Raw genomic sequence first — 19,295 nt, forward strand, 5'->3', positions numbered from 1 at the left:
GGAGTCGAGTTGGGGGTCGAACTGCTTACTTCTGGGTGACCTTCTTGGCCGGGGCCTTCTTGGCCGGAGCCTTCTTGGCCGCGGTCTTCTTGGCCGCCGACTTCTTGGCCGGGGCCTTCTTGGCCTTGGCGGGCTGCTTCTTAGCCGGCAGCTCGATACCGACCAGCTTGGCGGCGCGCTCGCCGACCGCGCGGGTCTGCGACGCGACGGTGCCCAGCGCCTCCTGGGTCAACTCGACCGCCTGATCCACGTAGCCCTCGGCCCGCGCCGACGCGTCCTCGAAGCCGGCCTGGCTGCGCAGCCGCTCCAGGGCGATCTCGCCTCGCTCGACCAGCTCGTTGTAGCGGCTGGTGGCCGCCTCGACATAGCCCTCGGCGGCGGTGCGCAGCTCGTCGGCGGTGAACCGCTCGCGCAGCTCGCGCAGCTGCTCGCGCAGTTGCTCGGGCAGCTCTTCGCGGCGCTTGGCCAGGCGAGCGCGGCTCTCCTCGACCCGGCTGCGGGTGTCGGTGCGGGTCTCCTCGGCCCGCTCGCGCAGCTCGGCGAGCAGGTCGTTGACCGTGGCCAGGGCCAAGTCGGCAGCGCCCAGCGCGGCAAGCAGCGGGGCCTTCAGGTCATCGATGGTCGGGTTGTCGGCCATGGTGTTTCCTTTCGTGGATGATGTTTCGGCCTTGTTGGTATTGCTCAATGTCACGAGTGCTTAAGCAGGCTTCGTCTCCTCACGGGCTTCTACGTTCCGTTGTTCGTTCTGTTGGACGAAGGACGTGTAGATGTCCAGAAGCACCTGCTTCTGCCGCTCGGTGATCGCCGTGTCGGTGATGATGGCGTCGCGGACCTCGCTGGTCACGCCGGGCTCAAGAATCCCGGCCCGCACATAGAGCACTTCGGCAGAGACTCGCAACGCCTTGGCGATCTGATTGAGCACGTCGGCGGACGGTTTACGCAACCCGCGCTCGATCTGGCTGAGGTACGGATTGCTGACACCGGCCTTTTCCGCCAACTGTCGCACCGACACTTGCGCCGCCTCACGCTGCGCCCTGATGAAGCTGCCGATGTCCGACGCCGCGGTAGACACCACGGCGGCAAGCTTCTCGTCCTGCGGCATGGGTGACTCCTTGAAATCGGCTAGTTCGGTGCAACGCGCACCACAGTACGACCTAGTGCTAACTTTTGCAAGCGCTAGTTAGCAGGGCTCTCAGAACAGCAGCTGCGCGACGGTGTAGATGACCAGGCCGGCGAGCGATCCCACCACGGTGCCGTTGATCCGGATGAACTGCAAGTCCCGGCCGACATGCAGCTCGATGCGCCGGCTGGCCTCCTCGGCGTCCCAGCGCTCGATGGTGTCGGTGATGATCGCGGTGATCTCCACCCCGTACTGCCCAACCAGGTGCTGGGCGGCCCGCACGATCCAGTTGTCCACCTTGTCGCGCAGATCGGCGTCGTCGCGCAGGGATTCGCCAATTCGGATCACGGTGTCGGCAATTCGAGTGCGCAGCGCGCTGGACGGGTCGTCCACCCCCTCGAGCACCAGGCGTTTGAGCGTCGCCCACGCCGTCGCCGCGGCATTGGTGATCTCCTCGCGAGCCATCAGCTGCTCCTTGACCGCCTCCGCGCGCGCGATCGTCGCCTCGTCATGCTGCAGGTCGTAGGCGAACTCAAACAGGAAGCGGGTCGCCGACCGGCGCAGCTCGTGATCCGGGTTGCGGCGCACCTTGTCGGTGAAGTCCATCAGCTCGCGGTGAATGCGGTCGCCGACCAGGTGGTCGATGAACCGCGGCGACCAGCTCGGCGAATCACGCTCGACGACCCGCTGGATGACCTCCCCGGCGTTCAGCGACCACTGAAACGCCCGGTCGGCCAGCAACTGGATCAGCGCCTCCTGCCGGTTCTCCGCGAGCAGGGTGGCCAGCACCCGACCCACGGGCGGGCCCCACTGCGGCTCGGCGATGCGCCGCACGATCATCCGGTCGATGACGTGCTGGACGTCCTCGTCGCGAAGCAGTTCCACCAACACTCGCAACACGGTGGCCGTCTCGGCCGCCACCCGCTCGGCGTGCGCCGTCTCCGACAACCACTTGCCCAGCCGGCCCGGTATCTGCGCGTCACGCAGCTTGGTCTCCACCACGGGCGGTGACAGAAAGTTTTCCCGCACAAAGGTTCCCAGGCCCTCGCCGAGCTGGTCCTTCTTGCGTTTGATGATCGCGGTGTGCGGGATCGGTATGCCCAGCGGATACTTGAACAGCGCCGTCACGGCGAACCAGTCCGCCAACGCACCGACCATGCCCGCCTCCGCGGCGGCCCTGACGTAGCCCACCCAGGCGGCGGCCGCGCCGCCCGCCTGCAGCCATCGACAGCCCAGAAAGACCCCGGTGGCGCCGACCAGGAAACCCAACGCCACCACTTTCATCCGGCGCAGTCCCCGGCGCCGCTCGGCGTCGGCCACCGGGTCGGCCCCCGCGAACGATTCCGCGAAGGACACGCGAGTCCGGTGCGTCACCGCGGGCGGCGGCACCGGCGGGCCCGGGAGTCTGTGTGCCACCCCACCATCATCCGCTATGAAATTGGGTAGTTAAGTGTTACCGGCCCAGCTGCGGGGCGCGGGCAAGCACGTAGTATCGGGGACGTCTGATGAATGGGAATCCGCGATAGTGGCACACCAGGTCCCCGCCGGGACGATCAAAACCGATGGCCGCAAGCGGCGTTGGCACCAGCACAAGGTGGAACGCCGCAACGAGCTGATCGACGGGACCATCGAGGCGATCCGGCGCCGTGGCCGCTTTGTCAGTATGGACGAGATCGCCCACGAGATCGGCGTCTCCAAGACGGTGCTCTACCGCTACTTCGTGGACAAGAACGACCTGACCACCGCGGTGATGATGCGGTTCGCGCAGCAAACGCTGATCCCCAACATGGCGTCGGCACTGTCGTCGAACCTCGACGGCTTCGATCTGACCCGCGAGATCATCCGGGTGTACGTAGAGACCGTGGCGGCCGAACCCGAGCCGTACCGGTTCGTGATGGCGAACAGCTCGGCAAGCAAGAGCAAAGTGATCGCCGACTCCGAGCGGATCATTGCCCGCATGCTCGCGGTGATGCTGCGCCGCCGTATGCGCGAGGTCGGAATGGACCTCGGCGGCGTGGAGCCGTGGGCGTACATGATCGTCGGCGGCGTCCAGCTGGCCACCCACTCGTGGCTGCTTGACCCGCGGATGAGCGCCGACGAGCTGATCGACTACCTGACGATGCAGAGCTGGAGCGCGCTGTGCGGGATCGTCGAGGTCGGCGGATCGCTGGAGAAGTTCCGCGGGCAGCCGCACCCACCGCCGATCGTGCCGCCACTGCCGCAGGGGTCTCGACATGGCTGATGTGACAGTGCGCTCCCGGGTGAGTTCGTGGGTCTACGCCCTGCGGACCACCAACCCGCCGCCGGACGGACCGGTCGACGCCGTAACCCGCTGGCTCGTCGTCACTCGCGCCGCGGTGCTGCCGATGACGCTGTTCGCCGGCCTGGTCGCCGCGCTGCTGGCGGTCGGCCGGCGCGGGCTGGATTGGCGCTGGCTGGTGCTGGCGATCGCCGGAATCACGTTGGCGCACATCGCCAATAACCTGATGAACGACCTCTACGACACGCAGACCGGCACCGACAGCGCGAACTATCCGCGCGCGCTGTACGCCCCGCACCCAGTGTTGTCGGGTCTGGTCAGCCGCCGGACCCTGCTCATCGCGATTGCCGCGGTGAACCTGGCCGACCTGGCGATCCTGATCGTGCTGACGTGGGCGCGCGGCTGGCCGGTGGTGGCGTTCGCGGTGTCGGGGTTCGTGCTGAGCGTCGCGTACACGGCGCCGCCGATTCGGCTGAAGAAGCGTGGTCTCGGCGAGCCCGATGTGTTCGTGGTGTGGGGTCCGCTGATGGTCTGCGGCACCTACTACTCGGCGGTCGGCACAGTCGGCTGGGACATCCTGCTGGCGTCGTTGCCCTATGGGCTGCTCTGCACCACGGTGTTGATGGGTAAGCACATCGACAAGATCCCCTACGACGAGCCGCTGGGTATCCGCACGCTGCCGGTGATCTTCGGGGAAGCCCGCGCCCGCGCGGCGACGCTGGCCATGATGGTCGGGTTCTACGTGCTGGTCGTGGCCGCGGTGGCGGCCGCAGCGATGCCGTGGCCGGCGTTACTCGTCGCCGGGGCACTGCCCCGACTGGTGAAGGTGTGGCCGTATTTCCGCCGCCCGCCGCCCGACGAGCCGCCGGCGGACTTCCCGGTGTGGCCGTTGTGGTACGCCGCCATCGCCTTCGTGCACGTGCGCCTCGCCGGCGCCCTGCTGGTGGTCGGCCTGGCGATCGGAGCCGTGCTGCACGCCCTATGACTTGGTCAGGGTGAACTGAGCGACCTCGGTGATGCCGCGGCGGAAGAAGTCGGCGCATCCCGTCAGGTACCGCATGTACCGGTCATAGACCTCTTCGGACTGTACGGCGATCGCGTGTTCACGGTTGGAGAATAGATTCGCCGCCCAGGTATCGAGAGTCCGCACGTAATGCGGGCTGATATTTTGAATTTCCTGCACCGAAAACCCGGCGCCGCGGGAAAACTCGAGCACGTCTTCGTCGGATGGCATCTCGCCGCCCGGGAATATCTCCCGGCTGACGAAGCGCATAAACCGCAGATCGCTCATCGTTATGGGGATACCGTGCTTCTTCCAATAGCTGGGCGGATGAGAAAATATCGTCTGCAATACCATTCGGCCATCGCTGGGAAGAACACGGTGGGCCATCTCGAAAAACGGCCCATAGCGCGGCTTTCCGAATGCCTCGAACGCCTCGATGCTGACGATGCGGTCAACCGGCTCGTCGAACTCCTCCCACCCGTGAAGAAGGACTTCTCGGGTACGGCGGGTGTCGATCTCGTCGAGTAGATGCTGGCTGTAGACGCATTGATTCTTGCTCAACGTCAGTCCGATGACGTTGACGTCGTATTTCTCGACCGCGCGCTTCATCGCCGAACCCCAACCGCAGCCGATGTCGAGCAGTGTCATGCCCGGCTGTAGATCCAGCTTGGACAGGTTCAGGTCGATCTTGGCGATCTGCGCCTCCGCGAGTGTCATGTCCTCGCGTTCGAAGAATGCGCAACTGTATGTCCTGGACTGGTCCTGGAAAAGCCCGAAGAACTCATCCGACATGTCGTAATGCGCTTGAACATCCTCGAAGTAAGGCCGCAATTTCGAGCGCGACATGCTATCGGTCATCTCGGTCTCCCTACTGACATAGGGTCAACATCGAATCCTATGCGGGGGTACCCGGCAATACCGGCACAAAACCGGCGTGGTGATCAATATCTTCCGAAGACCAGGGCGACGTTGTGGCCGCCGAAACCGAACGAATTGTTGATCGCGTACCGGTAGTCACCCGCACGCGGCTCCCCGGCCACCACATCCAGGTCGATTTCCGGATCGAGGTTGCGCAGGTTCAGCGTCGGCGGGACGACGCCGTCGCGCAGCGCCAACACAGTCAGAATCGACTCCACGGCGCCGACCGCACCGATCGAATGGCCAAGCGCCGCCTTCGGTGCGTAGACCGCCGGCCGGTGGGAGCCCAATGCGATGTTGATCGCCTGCGCTTCGGCCAAATCGCCGACGACCGTGCCGGTGGCGTGGGCGTTGACGTGGTCGATGTCGGTAGCACTCAGACCGGCAAGCTGGATCGCCCGGGTCATCGCATGACCGGCCCGCACACCATTCGGGTCCGGGGCCACAATGTGGTACCCGTCCGAGGTGATGGCCGCACCCATCAGCCGGGCCAGGATGGTGGCGCCGCGGGACTTCGCGTGCTCCTCCGTCTCGACGACCAATAGCGCTCCCGCTTCGCCGAACACAAAGCCGTCGCGATCCTTGTCGAAGGGCCGGCACGCACCCGCAGGGTCGTCATTATTCGTCGACAGGATGCCCATCCGCGCGAACGCCGCAATGGGCACCGCCTCGATCCTGGTCTCGACGCCACCGCAGATCGCGATGTCCGCCTCGCCCAGCACGATCTGCTGCCAGGCTCGAGCGATGGCCTCGGCCCCGGAGGCGCAGGCCGACACGGGGGTGATGACCCCGGCCCTGGCCTGGTGTTCAAGCCCGACCCACGCGGCGCCCGAGTTGGGCATCATCATCAGCACACCCACCGGGTTCACGGCCTTCATGCCGCGCTCGCGGATGTCGTCGTAGCCGACGACCATTTCCTCGGTGGAGCCCATCCCAGTGCCGATGGACACCATCAACCGGTGAGGGTCGATCTCGGGTGAGCCGGCGTTCGCCCATACTCGGCGGCCAAGCACGACGGAGATCTTCTGCAGAAACATCATTCGGCGCAGCTCGACCCGCGTCAGCTCGGAGTCGAAGTCCTCGAGCAGATGTCCGCCGATGCGAACCGGGGCGTCGAACCGTTCGACGAAGGGGTCGTCGAGCTTGCGGATGCCGCTCTGCCCGTCCACCAGCTTCTTCCAGGTGCTGTCCGCGTCCGTGGCGAGCGCTGTCGTCATCGCGACGCCGGTGACAACCACATTGGGAAAACCATTTCCGGTCGAGAGCGCCGCCATAGCGTTGCTTTATCCCTTTCCCTCGATGGCCCTTCCCACCGCCAATTACCCAAAATCGGGTACCGATCAAGCCTAAACCCGGCCCGATGTGGCTGCCGCAAACTAACAGAGCGAGCCAATTGCAGCGGTCAGAACGGGCGTATAAGGTCGGCGGCTATGAGTGGGGTGAAAGACGCGGGGAACGCCGAACTGAAGCCAGATGTCGACCACATCCAGTCGCACTACGACCGGTCGAATGAATTCTTCAAACTCTGGCTCGACCCTTCGATGACATACAGCTGCGCGTACTGGGAAGAGGGCGCCACGACGCTGGAAGAGGCGCAGTACGCCAAACGTGAGCTGGCGCTAGGCAAGCTTGGGTTAAAGCCCGGCATGACGCTGCTCGACATCGGTTGCGGCTGGGGCTCGACCATGCGGCATGCGATCGAGAAGTACGACGTCAACGTGATCGGGCTGACGCTCAGCGAGAACCAGTTGGCGCACTGCCGGCAAAAGTTCGACGAAATGGACAGCCCGCGGCGCAAAGAGGTTCGGCTGCAGGGCTGGGAGGAGTTCGACGAACCGGTGGACCGCATCGTGTCGCTGGGCGCCTTCGAGCATTTCGCGGACGGCGTCGGCACCTATGAGCGCTACTCCGACTTTTTCAAGATGTGCTACAACGTGATGCCCGACGACGGCGTCATGCTGCTGCATACGATCGTCGTGCCCAGTGCCGAAGAAGGCGAAAAGCTCGGGCTCAAAAGGACGATGTCGCTGATGCGGTTCATCAGCTTCATCCGCAAGGAGATCTACCCCGGTGGCCGCTTGCCACAGGTCGACATCGTCGACAAGTACGCCACAGAGGCTGGTTTCGACATCACCCGCCACCACTTCATTGGAAAGAACTACGTGCGCACGCTGGATACCTGGGCCAAGGGCCTGGAAGCGCACAAGGAGCAAGCGATTGAGCTCAAGGGCGAGCAGATGTACGAGACCTTCATCAAGTACCTGACCGGTTGTCGCGAGCTCTTCCGCGACGGCTACACCAACGTCTGCCAATTCACGATGGAAAAATCGGCCGCGTAACGCTTGAGCCGTTACTTGGTCCTCTACTTGGTCATCGTGAACTGGGCGACTTCGGTGATCCCCCGGCGGAAGAAGTCGGCACAGCCGACCAGGTACCGCATATAGCGGTCGTAAACGGCTTCGGACTGGACGGCGATGGCGCGGTCACGATTGGCTTCCAGATTGGCCGCCCAGGTGTCCAGGGTTCGGGCATAGTGCGGGCGCAGTTCTTGGATTTGTTCCACCGAGAACCCGGCAGCTTGCGAATACCCGAGGATGTCTTCTTTGGCCGGCATTTGGCCGCCGGGGAAGATTTCCTCTGCGATGAATCGCATGAACCGCAAATCGCTCATCGTTACCGGGACGCCATGCTCGGACCAATAAGTCCATGGATGCGTATAAAGGCTGTGCAATAGCATCCGGCCGTCGCCGGGCATGATGTCGTAGGCGCGTTCGAAGAATGCGGCGTAGCGCTCTTTCTTGAATGCGTCGAAGGCCTCGATGGTGACGATCCGGTCGACTTTCTCGTCGAATTCTTCCCACCCCTGCAGACGCGCCTCCGCCGTGCGGTTGGTCGGGATGCTCGCCAGCTTGGCCTTGCTGTACTGGTACTGGTTGCGGCTGAGCGTGATGCCGATGACATTGACGTCGTACTTCTCCACGGCCCTGACCAGCGCGCCGCCCCAGCCGCAGCCGACGTCGAGCAGCGTCATCCCCGGCTCGAGGTTCAGCTTGTCCAGCGCCAGATCCAGCTTGGCGGTCTGGGCCTCCGCCAGCGTCATGTCATCGCGCGCGAAGTACGCGCAGGTGTAGACCATGGCCGGGTCGAGGAATAGGGAGAAGAACTCGTCGGAAAGGTCGTAAATCGATTGCGACTCTTCGTAGAACGGTCGTAATTCAGCCACCATCACTTACCTGTCCAGGCCCATCCCCCGGTTGTCCGGGTAGCACCATACCGCAGCCGAGACCCGCCCTCCGGGAGGCAGGTCTCAATAGGAGTAGAAGCCCTTACCTGATTTCTTGCCCAGCAAACCAGCCTCCACCATCCGCAGCAAAAGCGGCGGCGCGCCGTATTGAGGATCCTTGAACTCCTGAAACATCTTGTCCGCGATCAGCTTCAAAGTATCGAGGCCGACCAGATCGGATAGTCGCAGCGGCCCCATCGGATGCGACAGTCCGGCAACAACCGCTTTGTCGACATCTTCGACCGTGGCAAAACCGGATTCGACCATCCGGATCGCCGACAACAGGTAGGGCACGAGCAACGCGTTCACCACGAAGCCGGACCGGTCCGAACACCGCACCACTTGTTTTCTCAGCACTGAGCTGGCGAATTCCTCGGTGCGAGCGGCCGCGGCGTCGTCGGTGACCAGCGTGCTGACCAACTCCACCAGTGGCAACACCGGAACCGGATTGAAGAAGTGCAAGCCCAGCACCCGTTCCGGGTGCTTGGTGGCGGCGGCCAACTTCATGATCGGAATGCTCGACGTGTTGGACGCCAGGACGGCGTCCGGGTCGGCGATCACGCGGTCGAGTTCGGCGAAGATGCCGGTTTTGACGTCCTCGTCCTCGATCACGGCCTCGATCACCAGCTGCCGGTCGGCGAGGTCGCCGAGGTCGGTGGTGAACTTCAGCTTGGCGACGGCGGCGTCGCGCTCGCGCTCGGTGATCTTGCCAGCGCTCACACCGCGTTCGACGGATTTGACGATCCGATTGCGGCCGGCGGTGGTCAGCGCCTCGGTGGTCTCGTAGACCAGCACGTCGACGCCTGCGCGGGCCGATACTTCGGCGATGCCGGCACCCATCTGGCCGGCCCCGATGACCCCTACTCGTTCGATCACTGTTCCCTTCCCACTGCGCGCCGAGCGTGCACTCAGGGCGAAAAATCGGCCGGAAAATCGCCATGGTTACACGTTGGCCGGGGCTTGACGCTACATCAGTGGCTCAAGCCTTCGGTTCCACCTCCTCCTCGCGGGCCAAAGCCCGCTCGTCATCAGTGGAACTGGCCCTCTTCGGTCGAGCCGGTCAGAGCGGTCGTCGACGATGTCGGGTCCACGGTGGTCGCGATGCGGTCGAAGTAACCGGCGCCGACCTCGCGCTGGTGCTTGGTCGCGGTGTAACCGCGCTCCTCGGCCGCGAACTCGCGCTCCTGCAGCTCCACGTAGGCGCTCATCTGGTTGCGGGCATAGCCGTAGGCCAGGTCGAACATCGAGTAGTTCAGCGCGTGGAAGCCGGCCAGCGTGATGAACTGGAACTTGAATCCCATTGAGGCAAGCTCTTTTTGGAACTTGGCGATGGTCGCGTCGTCGAGATGCTTCTTCCAGTTGAACGACGGCGAGCAGTTGTACGCCAGCATCTGGTCGGGGTAGGAGGCCTTCACCGCCTCAGAGAACTTCCGGGCCAGCTCGAGGTCGGGCGTGCCGGTCTCCATCCAGATCAGGTCGGCGTACGGCGCGTAGGCCTTGGCCCGCGCGATGCACGGCTCGAGGCCGTTCTTGACCCGGTAGAAGCCTTCCTTGGTCCGCTCGCCGGTGATGAACGGCTGGTCGCGCTCGTCGACGTCGGAGGTGATCAACGTCGCGGCCTCCGCATCGGTGCGCGCGATGACGACGGTCGGCACGTCGCACACGTCGGCGGCCAACCGGGCCGAGGTCAGCGTGCGGATGTGCTGCTGGGTCGGGATCAGCACCTTGCCGCCCAGGTGGCCGCACTTCTTCTCCGACGCCAGCTGGTCCTCCCAGTGCGAGCCGGCAACACCGGCCGCGATCATCGCCTTCTGCAATTCGAAGACGTTGAGCGCCCCGCCGAAGCCGGCCTCGCCATCGGCGACGATCGGCGCCAGCCAGTTCTTCACCGAGGTGTCGCCCTCGACCTTGGCGATCTGGTCGGCCCGCAGCAGCGCGTTGTTGATCCGGCGCACCACCTGCGGCACCGAGTTGGCCGGATACAGGCTCTGGTCCGGGTAGGTGTGGCCGGACAGGTTCGCGTCACCGGCAACCTGCCAACCGGACAGGTAGATGGCCTTCAGGCCGGCGCGCACCTGCTGGACCGCCATGTTGCCGGTCAGCGCGCCCAGCGCGTTGATGTACTCCAGGTCGTGCAGCTGCTCCCACAGCACCTCGGCGCCGCGGCGAGCCAGCGTGTTCTCCTCGACCACGCTGCCCTGCAAAGCCACCACGTCCTCGGCGGTGTAGGTGCGGGTGACGTCCTTCCACCGCGGGTTGGTGTCCCAGTCATGCTGGATTTGCTCAGCGCTTTTCGGCGTGCCGACGGTCGACATTCAGGTGCTCCTTCAAATTCTTCGTCGCCGCGGATCTTGCCAACCCCGCAGCAACTTCACTGGTCTGCTAATCCGACCATGGCACAGCTTAGCTGCGCAGGTCCAGCCGTTTCACTTGCCAAGTTTGGCTATGGGTTAGCCCGATTTTGCAAAGTCTGCGAAGTTAGGCCGCAGCTGAACCGGTTCAGAAGTTACCCGACGGTAACCCAATTGCGCAGGTCAGCAGGGGTGTTTGCGGAGGCTACAGTTTTGCTATAGCTCGAAGATCGACGCGACCGCCTTGGTCTCGTTGCCGACGGCATATGTGAGCGTTGTAACAGTGCGATCGGCCAGGCCAGGACCGAATTGGTCGGTGGAGCCGGGCGGGTGGATGTGCGAGATGATCTCCAGCTTGTCGCCCAGCGCCACCGGGGCGTCGTGCTCGATGGTCACCCGCAGCGGCACCTTCATGATTTCCGGGTGCGCCGCCAGATAGTCCTCGATCACGCTCCAGTAGACGGAGTTGTTCATGTGGTCGAACAGGTCGATGTCGGTGACTCGGACCGGGAATTCGTGGATTTCCGTGGCGTCCTCGCGATCACCGGCGGTCAAATACGCCTTCCACCGCAGCCGGTCGACATTCGTCGTGCGTCGCAGGCCCTCGATGAAGTCGTCGGCGATCCGCGCCGGGCCCTGAGTCTCCCTGTTGATGTTGATCCAGAAGGCCTCGGACTCGACTAGGCCGCGCCCGCGCTTCCCATCTATGCGCACCCGCATCTCACACCACCGGTTCGACGTGCCCGAACACCACCGGCGCATCCGCAGCATGTCCTGGAATTCAACCGGGCGGATCAGATCGATCATCGTGCGCCGGACAATCCAGAGCGGATGGGTCTCTTCAAACCCCAACTCGCGCAAGTGATCCTGGCCGATGTCCTGGATGTGGCGGGTGGCCGCATCGAAACGCAGCCGGCCTTCGCGGTCGATGTCCGCCACCCGCAGCGGCCATTCCCGATCGAAGACGTCGGGGTGGCCGTCAGGCACCGGCATCATTGTCTTGTCCAGGCTCACGACTCCACTCCCCGGTTGTTGATCCACCCGCCCCCGGGGGGATCATGCCAAAAGAGCTTGCCGAGGCGCCAATCGAGCACGCCATGCCAACTCTGCGAACCTGTCCTTCGCAACACGGGTACGCTGGCCGGGTGCCCAAAACGTTCGTCGGGTCCCGTGTTCGGCAGCTGCGCAGCGAGCGCGGATTCAGCCAGGCCGCGCTGGCGCAGATGCTGGAGATCTCACCGAGCTACCTCAACCAGATCGAGCACGACGTCCGCCCGCTGACGGTGGCCGTGCTACTGCGGATCACCGAGGTCTTCGGCGTCGATGCGACGTTCTTCGCCTCCCAAGACGACACCCGGCTGGTCGCCGAGCTGCGGGAGGTGACCATGGACCGCGACCTGGACATCGACGTCGACCTGCCCGAGGTCGCCGAAATGGTCAACGCTCACCCGAAGCTGGCCCGCGCCATGGTCAACCTGCATCGCCGCTACCGGCTCACCACCGCCCAGTTGGCCGCCGCCACCGAGGAGCGCTACTCCGACGGCAGCGGCACGGGCCTGCTCACGATGCCGCACGAGGAGGTGCGCGACTACTTCTACCAGCGCCAGAACTACCTGCACGAGCTGGACACCGCCGCCGAGGACCTGACCACCCGCATGCGGCTGCATCGCGGCGATTTGGCCGGGGAGATCGCCCGGCGCCTCACCGAGGTGCATGGCGTACACATCAACAAACGCATCGACCTCGGTGACACCGTGTTGCACCGCTACGACCCGGAAACCAAGACGCTGGAGATCAGCACTCACCTCTCGTCGGGTCAGCAGGTGTTCAAGATGGCCGCCGAACTGGCGTATCTGGAATTCGGCGAGCTGATCGACCGCATGGTCACCGAGGGCAAGTTCACTTCTGACGAGTCGCGCACCCTGGCCCGGCTGGGGCTGGCCAACTACTTCGCCGCCGCCGCGGTTCTGCCGTATCGGCAGTTCCACGACATGGCCGAAAACTTCCGCTACGACATCGAGCGGCTCTCGGCGTTCTACTCGGTGAGCTACGAAACCATCGGGCACCGGCTCTCCACGTTGCAGCGGCCGTCGATGCGGGGCGTGCCGTTTTCGTTCATCCGTGTCGACCGGGCCGGGAACATGTCAAAACGCCAGTCCGCCACCGGTTTTCATTTCTCGTCCAGCGGCGGCACCTGCCCGCTGTGGAACGTCTACGAGACCTTCGCCAATCCCGGCAAGATTCTCGTGCAGATCGCCCAGATGCCCGACGGGCGGAACTACATGTGGGTGGCCCGCACCGTTGAGCGACGGGCATCACGGTATGGTCAGCCCGGTAAAACCTTCGCGATCGGGCTGGGCTGCGAACTCCGGCACGCCCACCGGCTCGTCTACTCGGAAGGACTGGACTTGTCGGGGGATAACGCCACACCGATCGGCGCGGGCTGCCGGGTCTGCGAACGCGACAACTGCCCACAGCGGGCGTTCCCGGCGTTGGGCCGCGCACTCGACCTCAACGAGCATCGCAGCACGGTCTCGCCCTATCTGGTGAAGCAGCCGTGAGCACGCGGATTCCGTCCGGCGGATTCCGCGAGCTGGGGCCGGTCAACTGGGTCTTGGCCAAGGCCGGTGCGCGCACGGTCCGGGCGCCGGAGATGCATCTGTTCACCACGCTGGGTCAGCGGCAGTTGTTGTTCTGGACCTGGCTGTTATTCAGCAGCAGATTGCTGCGCGGCCGGCTGCCGCGGATAGACACCGAACTCGTGATTTTGCGGGTGGCGCACTTGCGTCAGTGCGAATACGAACTGCAGCACCACCGTTGGTTGGCGCGCCGTGCCGGACTCGACGAGCAGATGCAGCAGGCGATCTTCGCCTGGCCCGAGGCGTCCGACAGGCTCACCGACCGGCAGCAGGCGCTACTGCGTGCCACCGACGAATTCGTCAACGACCGGACGATCAGCGCCGACACTTGGCAGCAGCTGTCGAGTCACCTACATCGTCGTCAGCTGATCGAATTCTGCATGCTGGCAGGGCAATACGATGGTCTGGCCGCAACGATGTCGGCCCTAGACATTCCGCTGGACCACCCGGATCACAGGTAGCTGTCGACCAGCACCAGCACACTCAGCAGAACCGGAACGGCCGGCAGCGCAAACACAAACGACGCCAACGTGTAGTTGCGCCGCTCCAGCAGCCGCCGTCCATATAGCATCGCCCACAGCGTGAGCGCCGCCGAAAGGACGAGCACAACCGGGCCCCACACGCTCAACGTGCTGGTGGCCTTTCCGATCGAATACGCCAGCAGCCACAGGACATAGCCGGCGATCACCCCGCCGACCACACCCATCACGGTTTCGGTGCGCACAATGTCAGAAGTTGATCATGTGCCCGGTCAGGCCGTGGAAGCACTCCTGCAGCGCCTCCGACATCGTCGGGTGAGTATGGACGTTGCGCGCCAGCTCATTTGCGGTCAGATCCCACTTCTGGGCCAGCGTGAGCTCCGGCAGCAGCTCGGAGACGTCGTGGCCGATCAGGTGTCCGCCCAGCAATTCGCCGTGCTTGGCATCGGCAACCAGCTTGACGAAACCGCTGGGATCGCCGAGGCCGTGCGCCTTGCCGTTGGCGGTGAACGGGAACTTGGCCACCTTCACGTCGTAGCCCTCGTCGCGGGCTTGCTCCTCGGTCAGCCCGAAACTGGCCACCTGCGGTTGGCAGAACGTCGCGCGCGGCAACATGCGGTAGTCCCCGAGCGCCAAAGTCTCTGCGCCGGCGATGGTTTCGGCCGCGACCACCCCCTGGGCCTCGGCGACGTGCGCCAGCTGCAGCAACCCGGTGACATCGCCGATCGCGTAGATGTGGCTCACATTGGTGCGCATGTAGTCGTCGATGCCGATGGCTTTGCGGTCGGTCAGCGCCACCCCGGCCCGGTCCAGCCCGTAGCCGTCGACGTTAGGCGCAAATCCGATGGCCTGCAAGACTTTATCGGTCTTGAGCTCCTGGGACTCGCCGCTCTTCTTGACCGTGACCGTCACCTTGGAACCGTCGTCGGAAATCCCCGCGCACTCTGTTCCGGTGAGCAACTTGACACCGAGCTTCTTGAACTGCTTTTCGATCTCCTTGGACACCTCGGCGTCTTCGTTGGGCAGGGCCCGCGGCAGGAATTCGACGATGGTCACGTCGACGCCGTAGTTGGCCAGGACATAACCGAATTCCATGCCGATGGCGCCCGCGCCGGCGATGATGATCGACTCCGGCAACTCGCGGGACAGGATCAGCTCTTCATACGTCACGACGTTCTGGCTCAGCGACGTGCCCGGGACCAGCCGGGTGCTGCTGCCTGTGGCGATGATCGCGTTGTCGAACGTGACCGTCACAGGGTTTTCAGTGCCGCCGTCGTTGAGCTCCACGTCGAGCGTGTTGGCGTCGGTGAACCTGCCGTAGCCGTGAATCTCGGTGATCTTGTTCTTCTTCATCAGGAAATGCACACCGGCGACCCGGCCCTCGGCCACCTTGCGGCTGCGGTCAAATGCGATGCCGTAGTCGAATGTCGCCTCGCCGCTGATGCCGAAGGTTTTTGCTTCCTTGGTGAAGATGTGGGCGAGCTCGGCGTTGCGCAGCAACGACTTGGACGGGATGCAACCGACGTTGAGGCAGACTCCGCCCCAGTATTTGGGTTCGACGACCGCGGTATTGAGTCCCAATTGGGCGGCGCGGATGGCCGCCACATATCCGCCGGGGCCGGCTCCGAGGACGACGACGTCATAGTGGGAAGTCACGTTGCCCACCCTAGTTGGTTATGTGGCCAGCCATTTCTCAAGGTTGTCGTCGTAGTCGTCGGCGACGCGAAGGCTGCGGCCCGGCCCCCGGGTGAGCCAGCCGCGGGCGATGAACGCCGACGTGATCGCCGCCGGCAGGGCCCCGGCCAGGTGGAACCGGCGATCGGTCCAGTCGACGCAGCACCGGGCGAACACCCGTCGGCTCGCCCGCACCGATGCCAGCTCGATGCCCAGCGTGACGAGCAGGCGTTGCCCGCGGTCGGTGAGCTCGTGGTCCCGGTCGTCGAGGCGGCGGAGGGCGCGGGTGGCCAGCAGACGGTCGCGCAATTGCACGCCGCGGCGCCCGGCCAGGTGGTCGTAGCAGGTCCGCGCTTCAGCCAGCCCGGTGGTGGCGCGCGGCTCATCCAGCGAGCGCACCGGAGCACCCGGGGCGACGTGGGCGATGGCCTCCAGCACCGCGGCGACTTCCGGGTTGACGATCTCGTGGTAGCGGTGCCGGCCTTGAGCCCGTACCCGGATCAACCCGCCCTCGACCAGGCGGCGCAGGTGCGTGGAGGCGGTGGCGGGGTGCACGTCGGCGCGCCTGGCCAATTCGGTCGCGGGCAGCGCCCGCCCGTCGGCCAACGCCGCCAGCATCGCCGCGCGCGCCGGATCCCCGATCAGATTCGCGACCGAGCCGAAGTCGCGTTCGGGGGTCGAGACGTCGCTCACCCCGACAGCCTCTCACAACGATATTTGGGCCCGAATCAAAGCTTCCCCGGCCACGTCGACGCAGGTCAGTGCGGGATGATGCCCATCAGACACGGGCCGGAGGTGTGGTCGCAATAGAAGGCGCCGTAGAACGGGGCGGCCGCGGCAACGGATGCGAACACCGCCGACATCATCGCGATCCCCAGCGCGGAGACCAGCGGCCGGTCCGGCACCATCGCCAGCATCAAACCGGCGACGGTACACACCACGACATAGACGAAGACAACGAAGACAACCGCGGTCTTGTGCAGTGAGTGGTCCTGCGTCCACCAATAGAACAGGCCCGGACCGATCGCCGCCGCCGGCACCCACACCGCGAGGATCATCAGAACGAATTGCCACCACTTCACGTAGTGGTACCGGCCGGGCACGGTGATCGATAGGGGTTCGGATTCGTCGGGCTCGGGTTTGCGGTGCGCGCCGGTGTTGAAGGTCGGCGTGTACGGCTCGGTCTTCGGCAGCGATGAGGTGTCCACGCGGTCCTCCTCAGGCAGGGGTCATCACCTCGATAACGGCGAGCACGCCGAACCATCCCGGCGACAACGCCAAGATGAACGCGCCCAGCGCCGTTACCCATCGACGTCGGGACAGCAAAATCACCAGCAGACCGATGGCACTGGGGATTCCGACCACCAGCGCGATGACGACGTCGGGGCGGACGCGGGCGTGAACCAGCAGCGTCGCCGCGGTTCCCGCCACCAGCCCGACCGCGGTTCCGACCAGCATCGCGCTGGTCAGCAGCCAGGTCCGCGGCAGTGGAATCACGCCTTACGACCTTACTGCGGTACTGCGGTCTACCGTGGCAAGCGCTCGGCGTGCCTCGCCGGTATCGGGCAAGCTTCCACTGCTTCGACGACCACCGGTGCGCGCTGCGCCGGGCGCTCGCCGCGGGCGTAGTCGGCGCCGGTGATCACCGGCGTGCCCGCCAGCTCGGTGTTCTCGGCGTCGCTGAACGCCCGCCCGCGGCTCAAAAACCGCATCCCTTCGGGTGCCTCCAGGCTGAACCCGCCGCCGCGGCCGGGCACCACGTCGATGACCAGCTGGGTGTGCTTCCACGCCTCGAACTGCGGCCCCGAAATCCACACCGGCACACCATCACCGACGTCGAGCACGCCGAGCAATACATCGCGGTCGCCGACGATGAAGTCCCCCAGCGGATAACACATCGGCGACGACCCGTCGCAGCAGCCGCCGGATTGATGGAACATCACCGGGCCGTGCTGCTCGGTCAGCTGCCCGAGCAGCTTCGCCGCGTCGGCGGTGATCAGCACCCGGGGAATCATCAGAAGAACCCGAGCGCCTTGTTGCTGTAGGACACCATCAGGTTCTTGGTCTGCTGGTAGTGGTCGAGCATCATCTTGTGGTTCTCCCGGCCGATACCGGACTGCTTGTACCCGCCGAACGCCGCGTGCGCGGGATAGACGTGATAGCAGTTGACCCACACCCGGCCGGCCTGGATGTCGCGGCCGGCCCGGTAGGCCGTGTTGCCGTCGCGGCTCCACACCCCAGCCCCCAGCCCGTAGAGGGTGTCGTTGGCGATCGAGATGGCGTCGTCGTAGTCCTTGAACGACGCGACGGCCACGACCGGCCCGAAGATCTCCTCCTGGAAGATCCGCATCTTGTTGTTGCCGGTGAAGATCGTCGGCTGCACGTAGTAGCCGCCGGACAGGTCGCCCCCGAGCTCGGCGCGCTCGCCGCCGGTGACGATCTTGGCGCCCTCACTCTTGCCGATCTCGATGTAGGACAACACCTTTTCGAGCTGGTCGTTGGAGGCCTGCGAGCCGATCATGGTCTCGGTGTCCAGCGGGTCGCCCTGGCGCACCGCCTTGGTGCGGATGGCCGCCAGTTCCAGGAACTCGTCGTAGATGTCGGCCTGGATCAGGCTGCGCGACGGGCAGGTGCACACCTCGCCCTGGTTGAGGGCGAACATCGTGAACCCCTCCAGCGCCTTGTCCTGGAAGTCGTCGTGGGCGGCCATCACATCGGAGAAGAAGATGTTGGGGCTCTTGCCACCGAGTTCCAGGGTGACCGGGATCAGGTTCTGCGACGCGTACTGCATGATCAGCCGCCCGGTGGTGGTCTCCCCGGTGAACGCGACCTTGGCGATGCGGTTGCTCGACGCCAGCGGCTTGCCGGCCTCGGCGCCGAATCCGTTGACTACGTTGACCACTCCGGCCGGCAGCAGGTCACCGATCAGGCTCATCAGGTACAGCACCGACACCGGGGTCTGCTCGGCGGGCTTGAGCACCGCCGCGTTGCCGGCGGCCAACGCCGGCGCCAGCTTCCAGGTGGCCATCAGGATCGGGAAGTTCCACGGAATGATCTGCCCGACAACGCCCAACGGCTCGTGGAAGTGGTAGGCGACGGTGTCCTCGTCGATCTGCGACAGCGACCCCTCCTGGGCGCGGATCGCGCCGGCGAAATACCGGAAATGGTCCACCGCCAAAGGGAGATCTGCGTTGAGCGCCTCGCGGATCGGTTTGCCGTTGTCCCAGGCTTCGGCCAGTGCCAGCGACTCCAGGTTCTGCTCGATGCGGTCGGCGATCTTGTTGAGGATCACGGCCCGCTCGGCAGGGGCGGTCTTGCCCCACGCCGGTGCGGCGGCATGCGCGGCGTCGAGCGCCTTGTCGATGTCGGCCTCGTCGGAGCGCGCCACCTCGCAGTACGTCTGCCCGGTCACCGGCGTCGGGTTCTCGAAATACCGGCCGTGCGCGGGCGCCACCCACTCGCCCCCAATGAAGTTCTCGTACCGGGACTCATACGACATCAGCGCCCCCGCCGACCCCGGACGTGCGTAGACGGTCATCGAATCAGCTCCTCGTTACTTTGCGTGACA

21 protein-coding genes are annotated in these 19,295 nt (G+C 64.9%); 5 read left to right on the forward strand and 16 right to left on the reverse strand.

Annotation, left to right across the window (positions count from 1 at the left end; all coding sequences use genetic code 11):
* Positions 1-25: 25 nt before the first annotated feature.
* The 3 genes from AWC06_RS12265 to AWC06_RS12275 all read right to left on the reverse strand — a co-directional run bounded on the left by AWC06_RS12265 (position 26) and on the right by AWC06_RS12275 (position 2,536).
* Positions 26-637: a heparin-binding hemagglutinin gene (locus AWC06_RS12265; protein WP_085197676.1), complete on the reverse strand. Its 612-nt coding sequence runs from the start codon at positions 635-637 to the stop codon at positions 26-28.
* Positions 638-697: 60 nt separating this feature from the next.
* Positions 698-1,102, reverse strand: a complete 405-nt coding sequence (locus AWC06_RS12270; RefSeq protein ID WP_085197678.1) for a helix-turn-helix domain-containing protein — start codon at positions 1,100-1,102, stop codon at positions 698-700.
* Between the two features lie 90 nt (positions 1,103-1,192).
* Positions 1,193-2,536, reverse strand: coding sequence for a DUF445 domain-containing protein (locus AWC06_RS12275; RefSeq protein ID WP_085197679.1), 1,344 nt, complete (start codon positions 2,534-2,536; stop codon positions 1,193-1,195).
* A gap of 109 nt (positions 2,537-2,645) precedes the next feature.
* Between AWC06_RS12275 and AWC06_RS12280 the strand changes: the two genes are divergently transcribed.
* Together AWC06_RS12280 and AWC06_RS12285 are read left to right on the forward strand one after the other, a co-directional pair.
* Positions 2,646-3,362 (forward strand): TetR/AcrR family transcriptional regulator, encoded by a 717-nt coding sequence (locus AWC06_RS12280; protein WP_085197681.1) that lies wholly within the window; start codon positions 2,646-2,648, stop codon positions 3,360-3,362.
* On the forward strand, positions 3,355-4,365 hold the full coding sequence (locus tag AWC06_RS12285; RefSeq protein WP_085197683.1) for a prenyltransferase: 1,011 nt from the start codon (positions 3,355-3,357) through the stop codon (positions 4,363-4,365). The genes AWC06_RS12280 and AWC06_RS12285 overlap by 8 nt, the downstream gene beginning before the upstream one ends.
* On the opposite strand, the gene AWC06_RS12290 is transcribed toward AWC06_RS12285, so the two are convergent.
* Both AWC06_RS12290 and kasB read right to left on the reverse strand, forming a co-directional pair.
* Positions 4,360-5,241, reverse strand: coding sequence for a cyclopropane mycolic acid synthase family methyltransferase (locus AWC06_RS12290; protein WP_085197685.1), 882 nt, complete (start codon positions 5,239-5,241; stop codon positions 4,360-4,362). The two genes, AWC06_RS12285 and AWC06_RS12290, sit on opposite strands and share 6 nt — an antisense overlap.
* Positions 5,242-5,324: 83 nt before the next feature.
* Positions 5,325-6,575, reverse strand: coding sequence for a 3-oxoacyl-ACP synthase KasB (gene kasB / locus AWC06_RS12295; RefSeq protein ID WP_085197687.1), 1,251 nt, complete (start codon positions 6,573-6,575; stop codon positions 5,325-5,327).
* A gap of 156 nt (positions 6,576-6,731) precedes the next feature.
* On the opposite strand from kasB, the gene AWC06_RS12300 reads away from it, so the two are divergent.
* Positions 6,732-7,640, forward strand: coding sequence for a cyclopropane mycolic acid synthase family methyltransferase (locus AWC06_RS12300; protein WP_085197689.1), 909 nt, complete (start codon positions 6,732-6,734; stop codon positions 7,638-7,640).
* Positions 7,641-7,663: 23 nt separating this feature from the next.
* On the opposite strand, the gene AWC06_RS12305 is transcribed toward AWC06_RS12300, so the two are convergent.
* The 4 genes from AWC06_RS12305 to AWC06_RS12320 form a co-directional block, all read right to left on the reverse strand.
* Positions 7,664-8,524: a cyclopropane mycolic acid synthase family methyltransferase gene (locus AWC06_RS12305; RefSeq protein ID WP_085198085.1), complete on the reverse strand. Its 861-nt coding sequence runs from the start codon at positions 8,522-8,524 to the stop codon at positions 7,664-7,666.
* Positions 8,525-8,608: 84 nt separating this feature from the next.
* Positions 8,609-9,460 carry a 3-hydroxybutyryl-CoA dehydrogenase gene (locus AWC06_RS12310; protein WP_227371080.1) on the reverse strand — a complete coding sequence of 284 codons (852 nt, stop codon included), beginning with the start codon at positions 9,458-9,460 and terminating at the stop codon, positions 8,609-8,611.
* A 152-nt stretch (positions 9,461-9,612) separates the two neighbouring features.
* Positions 9,613-10,899, reverse strand: coding sequence for an isocitrate lyase (gene aceA, locus AWC06_RS12315; RefSeq protein WP_085197693.1), 1,287 nt, complete (start codon positions 10,897-10,899; stop codon positions 9,613-9,615).
* A gap of 252 nt (positions 10,900-11,151) precedes the next feature.
* Positions 11,152-11,949, reverse strand: a complete 798-nt coding sequence (locus AWC06_RS12320) for an acyl-[acyl-carrier-protein] thioesterase (protein WP_085197695.1) — start codon at positions 11,947-11,949, stop codon at positions 11,152-11,154.
* 131 nt (positions 11,950-12,080) lie between these two features.
* Between AWC06_RS12320 and ramB the strand changes: the two genes are divergently transcribed.
* The gene (ramB, locus tag AWC06_RS12325) at positions 12,081-13,496 is read left to right on the forward strand and encodes an acetate metabolism transcriptional regulator RamB (protein WP_085197696.1); all 1,416 of its coding nucleotides are present in this window, start codon (positions 12,081-12,083) and stop codon (positions 13,494-13,496) included.
* Positions 13,493-14,035, forward strand: a complete 543-nt coding sequence (locus AWC06_RS12330) for a carboxymuconolactone decarboxylase family protein (RefSeq protein WP_085197698.1) — start codon at positions 13,493-13,495, stop codon at positions 14,033-14,035. Before ramB ends, AWC06_RS12330 begins: the two co-directional genes overlap by 4 nt.
* Here the strand turns inward: AWC06_RS12330 and AWC06_RS12335 are convergent.
* The 7 genes from AWC06_RS12335 to adh form a co-directional block, all read right to left on the reverse strand.
* Positions 14,026-14,298 carry a hypothetical protein gene (locus AWC06_RS12335; RefSeq protein ID WP_227371081.1) on the reverse strand — a complete coding sequence of 91 codons (273 nt, stop codon included), beginning with the start codon at positions 14,296-14,298 and terminating at the stop codon, positions 14,026-14,028. The genes AWC06_RS12330 and AWC06_RS12335 overlap by 10 nt on opposite strands.
* A gap of 4 nt (positions 14,299-14,302) precedes the next feature.
* Positions 14,303-15,709: a dihydrolipoyl dehydrogenase gene (gene lpdA, locus AWC06_RS12340; RefSeq protein WP_085198090.1), complete on the reverse strand. Its 1,407-nt coding sequence runs from the start codon at positions 15,707-15,709 to the stop codon at positions 14,303-14,305.
* An 18-nt stretch (positions 15,710-15,727) separates the two neighbouring features.
* Positions 15,728-16,420: an ArsR/SmtB family transcription factor gene (locus tag AWC06_RS12345; protein ID WP_211281956.1), complete on the reverse strand. Its 693-nt coding sequence runs from the start codon at positions 16,418-16,420 to the stop codon at positions 15,728-15,730.
* Between the two features lie 65 nt (positions 16,421-16,485).
* Entirely contained in the window at positions 16,486-16,935 is a 450-nt protein-coding gene (locus AWC06_RS12350) for a hypothetical protein (RefSeq protein WP_085197700.1), read from the reverse strand.
* Positions 16,936-16,945: 10 nt separating this feature from the next.
* The gene (locus AWC06_RS12355; RefSeq protein ID WP_085197702.1) at positions 16,946-17,224 is read right to left on the reverse strand and encodes a putative holin; all 279 of its coding nucleotides are present in this window, start codon (positions 17,222-17,224) and stop codon (positions 16,946-16,948) included.
* Between the two features lie 29 nt (positions 17,225-17,253).
* Complete coding sequence (locus tag AWC06_RS12360; protein ID WP_085197704.1) at positions 17,254-17,742, reverse strand: DUF779 domain-containing protein; 489 nt, start codon at positions 17,740-17,742, stop codon at positions 17,254-17,256.
* A complete protein-coding gene (adh, locus tag AWC06_RS12365) occupies positions 17,742-19,265 on the reverse strand; it encodes an aldehyde dehydrogenase (RefSeq protein ID WP_085197706.1) in 1,524 nt (507 codons plus the stop codon). The genes AWC06_RS12360 and adh overlap by 1 nt, the downstream gene beginning before the upstream one ends.
* Between the last annotated feature and the right edge of the window lie 30 nt (positions 19,266-19,295).

Source organism: Mycobacterium fragae (genome assembly GCF_002102185.1).
GTDB classification, from domain to species: domain Bacteria; phylum Actinomycetota; class Actinomycetes; order Mycobacteriales; family Mycobacteriaceae; genus Mycobacterium; species Mycobacterium fragae.

Bases quoted from the DNA above. Each gene is read 5' to 3' on its own strand.
- AWC06_RS12265 (WP_085197676.1), bottom strand. From the start codon at position 637: ATGGCCGACAACCCGACCATCGATGACCTGAAGGCCCCGCTGCTTGCC.
- AWC06_RS12270 (WP_085197678.1), bottom strand. From the start codon at position 1,102: ATGCCGCAGGACGAGAAGCTTGCCGCCGTGGTGTCTACCGCGGCGTCG.
- AWC06_RS12285 (WP_085197683.1), top strand. From the start codon at position 3,355: ATGGCTGATGTGACAGTGCGCTCCCGGGTGAGTTCGTGGGTCTACGCC.
- AWC06_RS12290 (WP_085197685.1), bottom strand. From the start codon at position 5,241: ATGACCGATAGCATGTCGCGCTCGAAATTGCGGCCTTACTTCGAGGAT.
- kasB (WP_085197687.1), bottom strand. From the start codon at position 6,575: ATGGCGGCGCTCTCGACCGGAAATGGTTTTCCCAATGTGGTTGTCACC.
- AWC06_RS12300 (WP_085197689.1), top strand. From the start codon at position 6,732: ATGAGTGGGGTGAAAGACGCGGGGAACGCCGAACTGAAGCCAGATGTC.
- aceA (WP_085197693.1), bottom strand. From the start codon at position 10,899: ATGTCGACCGTCGGCACGCCGAAAAGCGCTGAGCAAATCCAGCATGAC.
- AWC06_RS12360 (WP_085197704.1), bottom strand. From the start codon at position 17,742: ATGATTCCCCGGGTGCTGATCACCGCCGACGCGGCGAAGCTGCTCGGG.
- adh (WP_085197706.1), bottom strand. From the start codon at position 19,265: ATGACCGTCTACGCACGTCCGGGGTCGGCGGGGGCGCTGATGTCGTAT.